The organism is Acidovorax sp. HMWF029 (genome assembly GCF_003060895.1).
Lineage (GTDB): Bacteria > Pseudomonadota > Gammaproteobacteria > Burkholderiales > Burkholderiaceae_C > Acidovorax.
Genome location: NZ_QAIH01000169.1, coordinates 1 through 15,376, shown reverse-complemented (window position 1 = coordinate 15,376; position 15,376 = coordinate 1). Strand labels below are relative to the sequence as shown.

Below are 15,376 nucleotides of genomic sequence, written 5' to 3'. Positions count from 1 at the left end.
GTAGCTGCCGTTTTGTGCGGCGTACTGGTAGCGGGTGGTGGCGGCGGAGCCATCACTGATTTGCTGGTAGCCCTTGAGGTTGCCTGCGGGGTCGTAGCCCAGGCCAGTGGCGGCGTTGCTGCCGGTGGTGTCGTGGTAAGCCAGTGTGGTGACATTGCGCTTGGCGCCCAGCGCTTTCGCCGCAGTCCGTTCCTCCAGCGATGCCCCGCGCACCACGCCAACTGCCAACTGCCAACTGCCAACTGCCAACTGCCAACTGGCGACTGGCGACTGGCGACTGGCGACTGGCGACTGGCGAGCACATGAGACGCTCAATCAAGAAATGGGCAAATGCCCAGTCAAGCCGCACGGGCGATCTGCCCGACGATTCCACAGATACATCTGGCGCAAACACCGACGCCCTCAAAAACAATAGCCTCTCGCGCTTTATGGCAAGGCGCCGAGGCCCTTCTCCGAGAAACATGGTTTCATTTTTCAGGCTGCGCATCCTGTTGCTCGCAGCCCTTGCCAGCGCCTGCACCGCACGCGCTGAAGTGCTTTTTGACAACCTGGGCACGGGTGACAACGTCGGCTACACGGTGCAGGTGCCTATGCGCTGGGCCAACCGGGTGCCGGTAGGCCCGGCCCCGGCCCGTATCACCAGCGTGGCGCTGGACATGGTGAACGCCCACAACCCCGATACGCCCTTCACCATGGAGGTCTGCGGCAGCGCCCCCGGCGATGGGGCCCCAGCTAACGACTGCCAGCCATTTACCGCCACAGCCATGGCGCCGTCACCGGGGCCCACCACATTCACCGGCAGCTACACGGCTCGGGCATCAAGCCAAGTCTGGGTGATCTTTGCAGACCCCAACGGACCGGCTGGCAGGGGCTATCGGCAAGTCAATCGCAGCAGCACTGGGGGGCACCTCTGCCGCGACTACATGGGGTGGCGGTGTTTCACCCAGTCCTGGGTGATGCAGTTGCAGGGCACGCTCTTGCCCATGGCCAGCAGCGCCAGCCCCTCAACGGGCCTGTTCAATGGGGGGCTCACTGTGACCATCGAAGGCGCCCGGCTTTCGGGTGCCACGGCCGTGACCTTTGGTGGCACACCTGCGGCCAGCTTCAGGGTAGACAGCGACACCCGCATCACCGCAGTCTCTCCCGCCCATGCGGTGGGCCCGGTGGCCATCGAGGTCACCACGCCCGATGGCACCGCCACGCTGGACGCAGGCTTTACCTTCGTCGCCCCCGTGGATGGGGCCTGCGGCAGCGCCCAGGGCCAGCCAACATCCGCAGCCCCCACGGCCAACCTGTGCAGCACAGGCCAAGCCAGCAATGTGCTGCTGCCGCCCGGCGACCGGACGGCCTATCAGTGGACCTGTGCAGGCCTTTATGGCGGCGCCACCTCGCCACAATGCACGGCGCCGTCGCTGCTGCCGTTCATCACCCAAGCCAACCCGGCCAGCGCGGGCAGCAATGGAGGCGATCAAGTCAGGTTGACCGGCCATGCCTTGAGCGGGACAACGGCGGTCACATTCGGGGGAGTGGCAGCCACCCGATTCACGGTAGACAACGCCACACAGATCACCGCCACCACCCCAGCCCATGCTGCGGGCCTAGCCACCGTGGAGGTCATCACGCCGCACGGCACAGCGCAGCACACGGGCTTCGGCTTCGTCCAATCGGTGAACGGCGCCTGTGGCGCTGCGACCGGTCGCCCCAGCATTACCCCCCCTGCCGCCGACTTTTGCAGCGCAGGCCCTGCCAGCCCGGTGCAATCGGCTGCCGGGAGCTACACCTGGACCTGTGCGGGCGCCAACGGCGGCAGCGACTCGGGCCTGTGCAGCGCACCGTGGGCCAATGTAGGCACGGGCAAAGGCAGCGTGCAGGTGGGGGGCTCGGGCGGCTGGCAGGTCCAGTCTGCAGCCTTCGGCTCCAATCTCCCTGCCCCTCTGCCTGTGGGCACTCGCACAGACTTTACCCCGCTCGCGCTCACCCTGGCTGGCGGCACACCCGGCGCCAGCGCCAGCGTCACCGTGCGCTACACCCAGCCGGTGCAGCCAGGAACCGTCTACCTGAAGCACGGCGCCAGCCCTGAGGGCCTGGGCTGCACCGGCGCTGCGGCCTGCGCGCTGCCGCACTGGTATGCACTGCCAGGCGCGGTGTTTGCACCCGACGGCCTGAGTGTGACCTTCACCCTGACCGATGGCGGCGCCGGAGACAGCGACGGTGCCGCCAACGGTCAGATCACAGACCCAGGTTTGCCCGCCCTGCTGGCAGCCGCCCCCACGGGCGCGCAGGCGATTCCCGCACTCGGCCCCTGGGCACTGGTGCTGATGTCGCTGATCGCAGCGGGCGCGGCCTCGCGCCGACTGCGCAAATCAATACAGAAATAAGAGCTGCTTGCGCGTACGGAATACGCCATTGCCCCCCCCGTCCCATGCACAAAACCCTCTTGCCAGTGAGCGCCGTTGCCGCCTTGCTACTTGCCGCTGCCACGCCCTCCAAGGCCGACTGGGCCCTGCCCCCCGGTTCTGCCGCCGACCTGGGCGGCGGCACTGTATCCCTTGGTTGCGCGGACGTTGCGGTCAATGGTGGCTCGTTGACATTGGGCGCAAACGGTGCGCTCGTGGCTGCGCGCGATGTCTCTGCGTCGGCCGGGGCTTCGCTGACCCTGAGCGGAGGGCGGGTAGAACTGGCTGGGCAGTGGACGCTGGCCAGTCCCGTCAACGTCAGCGGCGGCCAGGTGCTGCGCACCGCGAGCCCTGGCTGCCTTCTGGCTGGCCCTGCCGGCCCCATCCCGTTGGGCGGCGGCGCAGTTGCGCCCGTTCCAGTGCCCGCGCTAAGCCCTTGGACACTGGCTTTGCTCACGCCCGCCGTGCTCGCACTGGCAAACAGACGGCGCAAAAAGCCTGCACCACACTGACCTCACCAAAACCTTCAGACCCCATGGATCGACAAACATCCCGCTCTCTAGTCCTTTGGCTCGCCATCATGGCCGCACACGCTGGCGCAGCCGACATGACCCTCACGCCCGCCGCCGGGAGTCGCGTAGTCATCCACTCAGCGCCCGGAACGCCCGCACTGCAGGTTCTGCCTACAGGCGATGTGCGCTTGCCCAGTCTGCCCGCAACCCCCGCCACCGGCACCACCATGGTGTGCCACGACGCCACGGGCACCCTGGGCCGCTGTGACCCACTGGCATCTGTGGGGCCGAAAGGTGACAAAGGAGATAAGGGCGATAAGGGCGATACTGGAGCTGCAGGATCTGCTGGGCCAGCAGGACCGACCGGAGCGACCGGAGCGACCGGAGCGACCGGAGCGACAGGTCCCACAGGTGCCACCGGCCCGGCTGGGGCAACAGGTGCTACGGGCCCGGCTGGCCCCACAGGAGCCACAGGAGCCACAGGAGCCACAGGAGCCACAGGAGCCACAGGAGCCGCAGGAGCCACAGGCCCGGCAGGGCCACAGGGCGCCGTGGCAGGCGTTTCCGTCATGCGCCATGGCTGCTTTTCAGTGGCAGACCCGCTCTCCAACACCCTGGCGCCAGCCACGCTGATCAGCGGCAATGGCTATAGCGTGAACCCGGCGTACGGCGGAGGACAGACGCGGTCCTACTTGATTTTTTTCGACCAGCCACCTGGGGGCCTGGACTCCACCGTTTTGCTGGACATTCGCAGCAGTTCGGGCCGTAACATGGCGGCCACCGTCACACGCGGCACCGTCATTGATCTGCAGGTGACCGTGGATGTGGGGACCAACATCAATTCGGGCGAAAACCTCAGCGTCTGCTTCTCGCTCTTGCGCTGAACTGCACCACTAGATAGCGGTGGGTCTGCGATAGCCACCGGGGTTTGCAGCTTTGGCGTGGGGCCGTCCGAGCACCGCCGCCTTTCGGGAAGAAGCGGCCCGGGCCCACAACCTGTCGTGGGTAGGCCCCCTGCCTCGCAACGCCTCAGGCGCAGCAGGCGTCGCTGGCCACCGCCACCGACGGGCTGCCGAACGCCGCGCGGCGCCACCAGGGGGTGGCGGTGCTGGCCACGTCCACCGGCGTGCGTGTGAAGCGGTACTGCAGGCGCTGGTGGCCCATGGGCTCAACCACGGCGTGTTGGCCAGCGGCCACCCACAGGGTCTGGCCGGCGTGCAGGAACACGTCACCGGCTTCTGCGCCCGTGCCGTAGGGGCCCGCATCCAGCGTGACCCAGGCTTGGCCTTCGGCGATGCGCAGAGCCATAGGCGCGCGGGGCGTGAGGCTGAGGGCCTTGCCTGGCAGCAAGGTGCTGGCACCTGAGGCAGCAGCGGCCGTGGCAGCGGTGGAAAGGATCTTGAAAGTCTGCGAGATGGTCATGTATATCCCCGGGTTTACCCTTGATTAACTCTATGGTGCGCTGTGCTAGCGCCTGCGTCCAATGAAAAGGAATGCGTCGATTGATGCTCTTCTTGCATGTCGCGCTCAAGCGTGCTTGCTCTCACGCTGTGCCGCTATCCGAATGAGAGCGAAACGAGCAAATCCCAGCACCAGGCGCCCCCCGGCGCCCAGTGCCTGAGCCCCCGCCAGGCCCACGGCGCGTCCGCCTTGCGCCAGCGCCTGCAAGAGGTCGCGCAGGGGCAGGACCACGCCACACTCCCACTCGGCAGCGGGCCGCAGGGCACGCTGGCCCTGCGCAGGCCCCGTGGCTGCGGCACCATGCCAGTGGAAGGCCACGTCCTCACCCGGCAATCCCGCAGGGCTCCAGGACTCCATCACCACATGCTGACCCGCCGCGATGTCGAGGCAGTCACCGGGTTGCAGCAGGTGGTCGACCACGCCAGGGACCCAATCCGCAGGCAGGTCGGCGGGCTGGTGGCTGGGCAACGCCCCGCTCAGCGTGAGCCAAACGCGACCCTGGGCAATCTCGAGCACGCCGCGCTCGCGCGGGTGCAGCGACAGGGCACGGCCAGGGGTCAGTTTCCAGCAACCGGCCGCAGAACGGCCAGCCAAGGCGGCTTGCACGGATTGTTGCGATTCCAGAACGTTGCGGGGGGACATGACAGGCTCCTTAGGGTGGATAAAACAGGTGTTTCGGAGCATGAATAGTGATTCTTGCGCCACACACAGTCCAATGAAAACGCGGTACGCTATTCATTCCATCAACGCATGAATCAATTCCCTCCGGGAGCCCCACCATGGCCTCTTCCGAATACTCCCTTGCCGTCCTGCGCACCCGCCCCGTGGCCACCGGCCACTGGCGCGCCTTTCTGGCTGTGGCGCGGCACCTGAACTTCCGCGCCGCCGCAGACGAGCTGGCGCTCACCCAGTCGGCCGTGAGCCGCCAGATCCAGGCGCTGGAGGAAGAGGTGGGTGTGGCGCTGTTCCTGCGCCACACGCGCGCAGTGGAGCTGACCAGCGCGGGCGCGCAGCTGCAGCGCGCGGTGGGCCCGGCGCTGGAGCGCATGGACGCCGCCGTGCGCCTGGTGCGCCAGACAGCCGGGCGCCGCAGTGTGGCGATCACCACCTGGGCCAGCTTTGCGTCGATGTGGCTGATCCCGCGCATGGAGGAGTTCCAGCGCGACAACCCGGGCATCGACATCCGCATTGATGCAAGCGATGTGCAGGTCGATCTGGAAACCTCTGACGTGGACCTGGCATTGCGCTATGCCATGCCCGCCGGGGCCACGCAGGGTGGCATCCGCCTGTTTGGCGAACAACTGGCCGTTGTGGCCAGCCCCTGGCTGCTCAAGAGCGGCACGCCGCTGCGCACCCCCGCCGATGTAGCGCAGTTCACCTTGATCGAGGCGGGCGACGCCCACCGCACGCACTATCTGGAGTATCTGAGCTGGCGCCGCTGGTTCGATACGCGCGACCTGACCAAACTGCAGCCGCAACGCTGGCTGTACTTCAACTACGCCCACCAGATCGTGCAGGCCGCGCTGGCGGGCCAGGGCCTGGCACTTGCCCGCATGCCGCTGATCGCCGATGCCCTGGCTTCGGGCGACCTGGTGGAGGTGCTGCCCGGCCACCGCATCGACTCGCCACTGTCCTATTGGCTGATGGTGGGGCCGCGCAGCGTGCACCGGCCCGAGATCAAGGCGTTTTGTGCCTGGCTGCAAGTACAGGCCGAGGCCACCCGCCAGGCGATTGGCGATGTGCCGGACCCAGATTTGAACGACAACCTGGACGGAGCCTGAGAAGAAAAAAGCGCCGACCTGTACAGGCGCGGCGCTTTTGCTTCATTTTTAATAGCAACCTTTGCTTATCCAGCAGGCGGAGAGGGTCAATTTGACCCCAAAAATCAGGACAACGTGACCCGGGCAAACTTGCGCTTGCCCACCTGCACCACGTAGGTGCCAGCGGCCAGCTTCAGGCCCTTATCGCTGACCACGCTGCCATCCACCCGCACGCCGCCACCGTCGATCAGGCGGTTGGCCTCACTGCCAGACGGCGCCAGGTTGGCCTGCTTGAGCAGCGCCCCGATGCCCAGCGGGGCGCCCGACAGACTCACCTCGGGGATCTCGTCCGGCACGCCACCCTTGCTGCGGTTGGTGAAGTCCTGCTCGGCTGCGTCGGCCGCTGCAGCGCTGTGAAAGCGCGTGGTGATCTCCTTGGCCAGCATCACCTTGGCGTCCTTGGGGTTGCGCCCGCCCGCCACCTCGGCCTTGAGCGCGGCGATCTCGGCCAGGCTCTTGAAGGACAGCAGGGTGAACCAGTCCCACATCAGCGTGTCGCTGATCGACAGCACCTTGGCGAACATGGTGTTCGCCTCTTCGGTGATGCCGATGTAGTTGTTCTTGGACTTGGACATCTTGTCCACACCGTCCAGGCCCACCAGCAGCGGCATGGTGAGCACACACTGCGGCTCCTGACCATATTCCTGCTGCAGATGGCGGCCCATGAGCAGGTTGAATTTCTGGTCGGTGCCGCCCAGTTCCAGGTCGCTCTTGAGCGCCACCGAGTCGTAGCCCTGCATCAGTGGGTACAGAAATTCATGCACCGCAATGGACTGGCCGGAGTGGAAGCGCTTGTGGAAGTCGTCACGCTCCATCATGCGTGCCACGGTGTAGCGCGAGGCCAGCTGGATCATTCCGCTCGCGCCCAGGGGTTCGCTCCACTCGCTGTTGTAGCGGATCTCGGTTTTGGCGGGGTCCAGGACCATGCTGGCCTGCTTGTAGTAGGTCTCGGCGTTCACCTTGATCTGCTCGGGCGTGAGCGGCGGGCGGGTGCTGTTGCGGCCCGAGGGGTCGCCGATCAGGCTGGTGAAATCCCCGATCAGGAAAATCACCTGATGGCCCAGATCTTGCAGCTGCCGCATCTTGTTCAGCACCACCGTATGGCCGATGTGGATATCGGGAGCCGTGGGATCGAGCCCGAGTTTGATGCGCAGCGGCTGGCCGGTGGCCTCCGAGCGCGCCAGCTTCTTGACCCATTCGTCCTGCGGCAGCAGCTCTTGCACGCCGCGCAGAGAGATTTCGAGGGCTTGTCTTACACCATCAGAGACCGGGGTTGTTGTAACAGCAGATTGATTCATAAGGGTTTTTTGGGATGTCTGAACAGCATGCGCCGCTATACTCCAGCCCACATTGCTTGAGGCGGATTCTAGTGGGACCGCTGTTTCGACTTGTTTTTGGCCATTCTGCTGAATGGCTGCAGCCTGACAGTCTGTGCTCCATGCCTTGCCCCGCGCCGACGCCGGGGAAGTGTCACGGATTCACGCTCACCCTGGGGATAGACCATTGATTCACGGCTTGAACACCGCCAGCACGGCTTTGCTTGACCGGCTGTCCCGCACGATCCAACAACACCCCAAACGCATCACTGCAGCCGTTGCAGCCATCCTGTTGACGGGTGGTGGCGGCGCCTTCGCTGTGGCGTCCTTCGCGCCCGATCCGGCGGAATTGCCCGTGCGCATGGTGAGCTACCCCGTTGAATCGCTGGCCGAAAACCTCGTGCTGGGCGAACTGGACGCCCCGGGCTTCTCGCTGTTCCGCTCCGAGCAGGTGCGCTCCAGCGACACCCCCGAATCCCTGCTGCAGCGCCTGGGCGTGGCCGACCCAGCTGCCGCCGCCTTCATGCGTGGCGATACCACCGTGCGCCAAAACGTGCTGGGCCGCACCGGCCGCAGCGTCTCGGCAGAAACCACCGACGACCACCGCCTGGTGCGCCTGACGGTGCGCTGGGTGCCGGACGACAGCGGCAACTTCCGCCGCCTGATCGTCGAGCGCAAGGGCGACAACAAGTTCGCCACGCGCATCGAAACCGCCAAGATGACGAGCAGCAGCCGTCTTTCCGGGGGCATCATCCAGAGTTCACTGTTTGCCGCCACTGACGCATCCAACATCCCCGACGCCGTGGCAGTGCAGGTGGCCGAGCTGTTTTCGGGCAACATCGATTTCCGCCGCTCGCTGCGCAAGGGTGACCGCTTCTCGGTGGTTTATGAAACCCTGGAAGCCGATGGCGAGCCCCTGTCCAGTGGCCGCGTACTGAGCGCCGAGTTCGTCAACAACGGCAAAACCCACCAGGCGGTGTGGTTCCAGGAGCCCGGCGCCACCAAGGGCGCCTATTACACGCTCAATGGCGAAAGCATGCGCCGCGCTTATCTGGCTTCGCCAGTCGAGTTCTCGCGCGTGACCAGCGGGTTCAAGATGCGCCTGCACCCCATCCTGAAGACCTGGCGCGCCCACCTCGGCACCGACTTCGCCGCCCCCACGGGTACCGCCGTGCGCACTGTGGGCGATGGCGTCGTGGAGTTTTCGGGCGTGCAGAACGGCTACGGCAACGTCGTATTCGTCAAGCACCGCAACCAGCATGTGACCGTCTATGCCCACCTGAGCCGCATCGACGTGCGCCAGGGCCAATCCGTCGAGCAGGGCCAGACCCTGGGTGCCGTAGGCGCCACTGGCTGGGCCACCGGCCCGCACCTGCACTTTGAGTTCCGCGTCAACGGCGTGCACCAGGACCCCATGACCATCGTGGCCCAGAGTGAAGCCGCTGCGCCGGTGTCGGCTGCTGGGCGCCCCGCTTTCGACCGCCTGGCAGCCAACATGCGCGTCCAGCTGAACGCCGCTGCGCTCATCGAGCAAGCCAGCGCAGAGTGACCCCTCCCCCGAGTCGCTGCGTGCCTTCCCCCCGAAGGGGAACGCCGCCTTCGCACACAAGCGAAGCGCCGCATACGCGGCGCGGCGGCCCTTGCGCGGCGGCCGCTGACCCTGGCCGCGCCGGTTGCAACGCACATGGCGCTGCTGAACGCGGGGCTTTAAGGCCCACACTTTCACATTGCGCACAGCTGCTGTGAGCGCATCCGAGCTGTACATCGGCCTGATGTCGGGCACATCGCTCGACGGCATCGACGGGGTGCTGGCCGACTTCTCCGGCCCGCGCATGCGGGTCACCCACCACACAAGCGCCCCCTTTACACCCGCATTGCGCGCTGAACTGCTGGCCCTCAACACCCCCGGTGACAACGAGTTGCACCGTGCGGCACTCGCAGGCAACGCGCTGTCGCGCGCCTATGGGGACGTCGTGCATGCACTTGTACAGTGCAGCGGCCTACCTGCCAGCGCCATCCGAGCCATCGGCGCACACGGGCAGACCGTGCGCCACCGCCCCCAGGAATTCGACGGCACGGGCTACACCCTGCAACTGCTCAGCCCCGCCCTGCTGGCCGAGCGGACAGGCATCACCGTAGTGGCCGACCTGCGCAGCCGCGACGTGGCAGCCGGTGGCCAGGGCGCGCCGCTGGTGCCCGCCTTCCACCAGGGCATCTTCGGGCGGCCTGACGAGACGGTATTGGTGCTGAACATCGGCGGCATCTCCAACCTCAGCGTGCTCGGAGCGGACGGCAGCGTGCTGGGGTTTGATTGCGGGCCCGGCAATGCGCTGATGGACCACTGGTGCCAGCTGCACACCGGACAAGCCTTCGACAGGGGTGGCGCCTGGGCCGCCACCGGGCAGGTGCTGCCCGGCCTGCTGGCATCGCTGATGCAGGAGCCTTTTCTGCACAAGGCCCCCCCCAAGAGCACGGGGCGCGACCTGTTCAACCCCCCCTGGCTGGCCACCCACCTGGAGCGCTTCGGGCATGCCGAGCCTGTCGATGTGCAGGCTACATTGACAGAATTCACTGCCACCGCCTGCTCAGCATGTGCTGATAGCTACAAAATGGATAGCAAAATCCTGGCTGTGTGTGGAGGGGGCGCCCTCAACACCCAGCTGATGCGCCGCCTGCAAGCCCTGTGTCCCTCGCTGCAGGTCATGACTACCGATGCCCTGGGGCTGCCCGCGCTGCAGGTCGAAGCCGCCGCCTTTGCCTGGCTGGCGCGCCAAGCACTGCACCAGGCCCCCGGCAACCTGCCCAGCGTGACCGGCGCAGCAGGCACCCGCGTCCTTGGGGCGGTGTACCCAGCCTGAGTACTGCAGATTCCTTGCGCCCATGAAAAAACCGCCCGAGGGCGGTTTTTATCTTTGGTGCATCCGAGGCAGCGGCCTTGCGACCCGGCCCCAGGGCCCATCAGGCCGAGAAGCTGGAGCCACACCCGCAGGTGGTGGTGGCGTTCGGGTTCTTGATCACAAACTGGGCACCCTGCAGGTCTTCCTTGTAGTCGATCTCGGCACCCACCAAGTACTGATAGCTCATCGCATCGATCAACAGCGACACGCCATTCTTGGTCATGGTGGTGTCGTCTTCATTGGTGATTTCGTCGAAGGTGAATCCGTACTGGAAGCCGGAACAACCGCCACCCTGCACAAACACGCGCAGTTTCAGGTCAGGATTGCCTTCTTCGGCGATCAGGTCTGCCACCTTGGCCGCAGCACTGTCGGTGAAGAGGATGGGGGCGGGCATTTCGGTCTGGATGTTGTCGGCAACGGCACTCATGGGGTACTCCGGGTTCGGTATTTGGGTGAATACTACTGCAAACCGCTCGGGAATTCAGGTCACAGATTGTTTGACGCCAACTTCAGTGGGGGCTTTTCTTCGACCAGCACAGCCATCGGGACCAGCTGCCCGGCAATCACAGCACCCTGGTGCATCTCCAGCGCCCTGTAATGCACGTTTCCGCTGATCTGCGCTTTGGGCTGCAGCTCCAGCAGCTCGCCCGCATGCACGGGACCCAGCACCTGGCCATTGATGATCACATGGTCGGCATGCACGGCACCTTCGACTCGCGCGGTTTCCGAAATCACGAGGATGCTGGGCTGCTCCGCCCCAGCTCGTATGTCGCCCACCACTTCACCATCAATGCGCATGCCCTCTGCAAACAACACATTGCCTTCGATTTTCGTACCCTGCGCGACCAGGCTTTTGATGGGCGGCTGCTTCTTACGTGAAAACATGGGCAGGACTCCTGAAAAAGCGAGCAGGCCAAACGACCCACATGCGGATGAAACAGATAAACGACGCTGCTCGCTCCACCCCATGCACTCTGCACAAAGGCACTGGAGCACCCGGAGCGGGGAGCGCGGCGGGACGCACTGGCCGCAACGTGGTCGCCACTAGAAGTGGCCACCCCATGCCTCTTACTCGATGGCCATCGTCTGCGTAGTCCGGACTGCGGAGCCGTCCAGCACGCGCGCGGTCACGGTTTTTACCACGGCATGGGGGGGTAGATCGAGGACGCCCTCCATGCGGCGGTATTGCTTGACTTGCAAAGGCTGCCCTTGGGCTGGCAGCGTCTGGGTCCAGGGTTTGCCCTCCTGGGTGCCCGTCAGCACCAGCTCCAGACGGCCATTGAACTCGGGCGCATTGCGGGCGGACTGAATGACCAGCACCTGCCAGCGCAGCTGCATCCCGCCCAGCACCTCGGCCTGCAAGGCGCGGATCACCAGGCCATCAGTTTTAGCCGCCGGAATCAGTTTTTCGAAAAACCCCAAGTCTTCGCGCAGCGTCCGGTTGTCGGCCTCCAGTTGGCGCACCTGGGCCATCAAACGTTCCTTGGCGGCGCGTTCAGTGGCGAGCAGACTCTCGGCGGTCAACGCCACGGTTTGCCGCTCCTGCCCCTCGTCGCGCAGGCGCATGATTTCGGCCTTCATCTGGTGAAGTTCGTCACGCGAAACGGTGTCCAGCCCGGCAATGGATTTGCCAAACTCGAACGCCCACAGCGCCACCGCCGCACAAAAGCCCAGCACCACCGCCAACGCCAGCCAGCGAAAAGGCCAAGGCAAAGCACTGCGGATGGCCACCCGGGGCGCGCTGATGGTCAGCCGACGGCGCAATAGGCGAAAGCGCATAGGGTCAACAGGCGTGTCTTGGACATACGCACCCAAAAAGAAAAGAGCGCACCATAAACGAAAAAACCGCCCAAGGGCGGTTTTTCTCTGTAAAGCACCCCAGGGATGCTTTGCAGCAGATGCCGCACAGGGCGGCATCCGGGCAGGGCCAAGGTTTAACGCTTGGAGAACTGCTTGGCGCGGCGTGCGGAGTGCAGACCGACCTTCTTACGCTCGACTTCACGTGCGTCGCGGGTCACGAAGCCGGCTTGGCTCAGTGCGGGCTTCAGCGTCGCGTCGTAGTCGATCAGGGCGCGGGTGATACCGTGGCGGGCAGCGCCAGCCTGGCCGGATTCACCGCCACCGTGCACGTTGATCTGGATGTCGAAGGTTTCGACATGGTTGGTCAACGCCAGCGGTTGCTTGGCAATCATGATCGAGGTTTCGCGGCCGAAATACTGCTGAATGTCTTTGCCATTCACAGTGATCTTGCCGGAACCCTTCTTCAGAAACACGCGGGCGACGCTGGACTTGCGACGGCCGGTGCCATTGTTCCATTCACCAATCATCTCAAGGCTCCTTAGATTTCCAGAGCCTTGGGCTGCTGGGCGGTGTGGGGATGCTCTGCACCACCGTACACCTTGAGTTTCTTGATCATTGCGTAACCAAGGGGGCCCTTGGGCAGCATGCCCTTGACAGCCTTTTCCAGCGCGCGGCCGGGGTGCTTGGCTTGCAGGTCGCGGAAGTTCGTGGCCGTGATACCGCCGGGATAACCCGAGTGACGATAGTACACCTTGTCCAGGGACTTGGTGCCGGTGACCTTGAGCTTGGCTGCGTTGATGATGACGATGAAGTCACCAGTATCGACGTGAGGCGTGTAAATGGCCTTGTGTTTGCCGCGCAAACGGAGAGCAACTTCGCTGGCTACTCGTCCGAGGACCTTGTCGGTCGCGTCAATCACAAACCACTCGTGCACGACCTCAGCGGGCTTTGCGCTGAAAGTGGTAGTCATGAGTTTCTCTACAAAAGAGGGTTTGGCGGGTCCTTTTCCACGGTCGGTGCTCCTCTTTCGGAAGCCTCTTAGGTGGCACTTGATCTTCGCCGCGGGACCACAAAAGCGCTGCGAAGCCCTCCATTATACGAATTTGCCCCAGGCGGACGCAAGCGTAATGTCCAGACAAGCCCAGTAGCAGGCCAATAACCCTGCGCCTGCGTCAATTGGGCGTCTGGCGACGGCGCTGCTCCTCTGCCTCGTACCGGCGACGGTTTTCCACGCAGATGGGCTGCCCAGCCTGCGACGGTTTCTGGCATTCCTGGTGGATGCACATGGGGCGTGCCAGGAAATTGGCGTCGGCACAGGCCTCCTGCGGCGAGGGGATGCGCGCAGGTGGCGCTGGCTTGGGTTTGGGCTCGGCCACCACAGGTGGGGGTGGCGGCTCCGGCTCCTCGCGCACCACGACGGGCGTTGGCACGGGCTCCTGCACGGTACGCTTGTTAGCGCGGGGCACCACACGGGACGCCGATGCCGCTGCGGAGGCCGGGGACGCAGCAGATGCCGCCGCAGCAGCAACTGGTGCCACCAAGCCCGCTGGGCTGGAGGCCCCTTCCATTGCAACGGACGCTGTTTGAGTGAGAACGGCCTCAGCCGATGCAGGCACCGCAGGCTGTGCGGGCGGCTCAGCCATCTCGGTAATGATGTCGTCGTTGTGCACCTTTTTGCCCTGCATCCACCGCAGTCCGGCAGCAGAGGCCACCACCACCAGCGCAGCCACCACCAGCCCCGCAATCAGGGGCGATCGCCGCTTGGGTCTGGCAGATTTGCCTGCGGCGCGCACGATGTCCCGCTCCAGAGGCAAGGCACGCGGTTCGGCCCCATGCCGACGATGATGATCTACGCCCTCATACCGCGAATCATCGGAAGCCACGGTGTCAACAGCATCGATGAGCACCGTGTCTCCTGGCTCGGCAAACACGGTGTCGGGACCTCCAAGCATGACGGTGTCAGCGCCCGGGTCCGTCGCCGGTCGACCCAAGCCGCTGCCTGCCACCACGGTAGCGGCCATTTCTGAGGCCTCCGCACGTTTCGCCTGGGCCTGCATCTCAGCCACGATGCGCGGCGCCGAGGTCACGTCCACCGTGGGCGTCAGCAAGCCGGGGCCGGGCTGGTCGGCAGGCTCGACCCAGATGTCGCCCAGCTCGGCACGGAAATCAAAATGCAGGACATCGTCTGGCGGCGACGTCATCTCCATGGCCTGGAGAAACGCGTCGATGCTTTGCGGCCGGTCCTCGGGCCGCAAAGCCAGCGCCTGGGCAATTGCGGCCACAAAAGGCGCCGAATACTCGACCCCGAACTGGCGCTTGACAGTCCGTGCGATGCGCGAGAACGACACCATGCGGTCGCGGATGGAACGCAGCGTGGCGGGCAGCGGGGTATCGTTGGCCAGGCAGCCATGCATCACAGCCGCCAACGAATACAGGTCGCTCCACGGCCCCTGACGCAGCTCTTCGTCGCCGTCGGAATACTGCTCGATCGGTGCGTAATTCACCTTGAGTACGGCAGTGTGCTTGCGGTCCTGGTCGTTGATCGCATGCCGTGCCGCACCCAGGTCAAGAAGCACGGGCGGACCGTTGTCCTGCAAGAAGATGTTGTCAGGCGAAATATCGCGGTGCAGCGTATTTCCGTCGTGCAGCACCCGCAGGGCATCGAGCACCGACCAAAGAAGCTTGCGCAGCCAGGCCTCAGGCGGGGGCGTGCGCATCTGCGCACGCGCCTGCTTGAAGGTCATGCCACTGTAGAGCGGCATCACCATGTAGGCAGTGTTGTTGGCCTCCCAGAAACGGAACACCTTGACAAGCGACGGGTGGTCAAACTGGGCCAGCAGGCGGGCTTCGCCCACAAACGAGGCCAGGCCCGCGTGGAAGGTCTGCTGGTCGGAGGAGGACCGCACCCACAGCGACTGCCCTTCGGAACGCCCGGCCAGGGCCGATGGCATGTACTCCTTGATCGCCACCGCCCGGTGCAGGGAATGGTCGAACGCCTTGTAGACCATGCCAAACCCCCCCACCCCCAGGAGTGCCAGGATCTCGAATTCGGCCAGCCGGGTACCAGGGGGCAGCGCATCGACATGGCTGACTCCAGTGGCGGGGGCTTGGCGAAGGCTTTCGGTCATGGTCAAAGGACGTGGCTTGCTGGCGGTGTCGAAGACGGTTCAAGGG

Annotated in this window: 16 protein-coding genes; 6 read left to right on the top strand and 10 right to left on the bottom strand. The window is 65.0% G+C overall.

The annotated features are described in order from the left end of the window. On the bottom strand, positions 1-228 hold a 228-nt coding region (locus tag DBR12_RS11855; protein WP_146185522.1), incomplete at its 3' end, for a hypothetical protein. A gap of 233 nt (positions 229-461) precedes the next feature. Between DBR12_RS11855 and DBR12_RS11850 the strand changes: the two genes are divergently transcribed. From DBR12_RS11850 to DBR12_RS22800, 3 genes are all read left to right on the top strand, one after another. Continuing rightward, a complete protein-coding gene (locus DBR12_RS11850) occupies positions 462-2,378 on the top strand; it encodes an IPTL-CTERM sorting domain-containing protein (protein ID WP_158274994.1) in 1,917 nt (638 codons plus the stop codon). A 44-nt stretch (positions 2,379-2,422) separates the two neighbouring features. Beyond that, positions 2,423-2,908 carry a hypothetical protein gene (locus DBR12_RS11845; protein ID WP_108617422.1) on the top strand — a complete coding sequence of 162 codons (486 nt, stop codon included), beginning with the start codon at positions 2,423-2,425 and terminating at the stop codon, positions 2,906-2,908. 569 nt (positions 2,909-3,477) lie between these two features. After that, positions 3,478-3,792 (top strand): hypothetical protein, encoded by a 315-nt coding sequence (locus DBR12_RS22800; protein ID WP_233244408.1) that lies wholly within the window; start codon positions 3,478-3,480, stop codon positions 3,790-3,792. Positions 3,793-3,937: 145 nt separating this feature from the next. Here DBR12_RS22800 and DBR12_RS11835 read toward each other — a convergent pair whose 3' ends face one another. Both DBR12_RS11835 and DBR12_RS11830 read right to left on the bottom strand, forming a co-directional pair. Next, a complete protein-coding gene (locus DBR12_RS11835; protein WP_108617421.1) occupies positions 3,938-4,330 on the bottom strand; it encodes a DUF2917 domain-containing protein in 393 nt (130 codons plus the stop codon). Positions 4,331-4,435: 105 nt separating this feature from the next. Then, positions 4,436-5,011, bottom strand: a complete 576-nt coding sequence (locus DBR12_RS11830; protein ID WP_108617420.1) for a DUF2917 domain-containing protein — start codon at positions 5,009-5,011, stop codon at positions 4,436-4,438. Between the two features lie 137 nt (positions 5,012-5,148). Here DBR12_RS11830 and DBR12_RS11825 point away from each other — a divergent pair, with 137 nt between their 5' ends. After that, the gene (locus DBR12_RS11825; RefSeq protein WP_108617419.1) at positions 5,149-6,150 is read left to right on the top strand and encodes a LysR substrate-binding domain-containing protein; all 1,002 of its coding nucleotides are present in this window, start codon (positions 5,149-5,151) and stop codon (positions 6,148-6,150) included. Positions 6,151-6,254: 104 nt separating this feature from the next. On the opposite strand, the gene tyrS is transcribed toward DBR12_RS11825, so the two are convergent. Further along, complete coding sequence (gene tyrS / locus DBR12_RS11820; RefSeq protein WP_108617418.1) at positions 6,255-7,487, bottom strand: tyrosine--tRNA ligase; 1,233 nt, start codon at positions 7,485-7,487, stop codon at positions 6,255-6,257. A gap of 205 nt (positions 7,488-7,692) precedes the next feature. Between tyrS and DBR12_RS11815 the strand changes: the two genes are divergently transcribed. Together DBR12_RS11815 and DBR12_RS11810 are read left to right on the top strand one after the other, a co-directional pair. Continuing rightward, entirely contained in the window at positions 7,693-9,054 is a 1,362-nt protein-coding gene (locus DBR12_RS11815) for a M23 family metallopeptidase (RefSeq protein WP_108617417.1), read from the top strand. A gap of 178 nt (positions 9,055-9,232) precedes the next feature. After that, the gene (locus DBR12_RS11810) at positions 9,233-10,363 is read left to right on the top strand and encodes an anhydro-N-acetylmuramic acid kinase (protein ID WP_255575916.1); all 1,131 of its coding nucleotides are present in this window, start codon (positions 9,233-9,235) and stop codon (positions 10,361-10,363) included. A gap of 100 nt (positions 10,364-10,463) precedes the next feature. Here DBR12_RS11810 and erpA read toward each other — a convergent pair whose 3' ends face one another. From erpA to DBR12_RS11780, 6 genes are all read right to left on the bottom strand, one after another. Beyond that, on the bottom strand, positions 10,464-10,829 hold the full coding sequence (erpA, locus tag DBR12_RS11805; RefSeq protein WP_056414289.1) for an iron-sulfur cluster insertion protein ErpA: 366 nt from the start codon (positions 10,827-10,829) through the stop codon (positions 10,464-10,466). Positions 10,830-10,888: 59 nt separating this feature from the next. Continuing rightward, positions 10,889-11,287 (bottom strand): polymer-forming cytoskeletal protein, encoded by a 399-nt coding sequence (locus DBR12_RS11800; RefSeq protein ID WP_108617416.1) that lies wholly within the window; start codon positions 11,285-11,287, stop codon positions 10,889-10,891. A gap of 183 nt (positions 11,288-11,470) precedes the next feature. Further along, positions 11,471-12,181: a DUF6776 family protein gene (locus DBR12_RS11795; RefSeq protein ID WP_108617415.1), complete on the bottom strand. Its 711-nt coding sequence runs from the start codon at positions 12,179-12,181 to the stop codon at positions 11,471-11,473. Positions 12,182-12,336: 155 nt separating this feature from the next. Continuing rightward, positions 12,337-12,729, bottom strand: coding sequence for a 30S ribosomal protein S9 (gene rpsI, locus DBR12_RS11790; RefSeq protein ID WP_011804080.1), 393 nt, complete (start codon positions 12,727-12,729; stop codon positions 12,337-12,339). Positions 12,730-12,740: 11 nt separating this feature from the next. Next, complete coding sequence (rplM, locus tag DBR12_RS11785; RefSeq protein ID WP_026437700.1) at positions 12,741-13,172, bottom strand: 50S ribosomal protein L13; 432 nt, start codon at positions 13,170-13,172, stop codon at positions 12,741-12,743. 202 nt (positions 13,173-13,374) lie between these two features. After that, entirely contained in the window at positions 13,375-15,330 is a 1,956-nt protein-coding gene (locus DBR12_RS11780) for a serine/threonine-protein kinase (RefSeq protein ID WP_108617414.1), read from the bottom strand. Positions 15,331-15,376: the final 46 nt, after the last annotated feature.